The 256-nt window shown below is 59.4% G+C and carries 1 protein-coding gene; it reads left to right on the top strand.

The features are described from left to right. Nucleotides 1-37: 37 nt before the first annotated feature. Nucleotides 38-256: response regulator (locus SB771_RS35690; RefSeq protein ID WP_410722130.1), on the top strand; the 219-nt coding region annotated here is incomplete at its 3' end.

Here is a 256-nt window from a genome sequence, read left to right as displayed (position 1 = left end):
CGATCGACTCGGGCGTGGCGCCATTGAGGACATCGCGATGAAACTATTGCTCGTGGAAGATAACGCCGAACTCGCACATTGGATCGTCAAACTGTTGCGTGCGGAGAACTTCGTGATGGACAGCGTGCCCGATGCCGAGCGAGCCGAGGCGATATTGGCCAACCAGAGCTACGACGTCGTGCTGCTCGACATGCGCTTGCCCGCCATGAGCGGAAAGGACTTGCTCACCCGTTTGCGACGGCGCGGCGATAATGTC

This window comes from Burkholderia sp. SIMBA_051 (genome assembly GCF_046534915.1).
Lineage (GTDB): Bacteria > Pseudomonadota > Gammaproteobacteria > Burkholderiales > Burkholderiaceae > Burkholderia > Burkholderia ambifaria.
The sequence above is the reverse complement of the archived record's forward strand: the minus strand, read 5'-3'. Positions and strand labels throughout refer to the sequence as shown.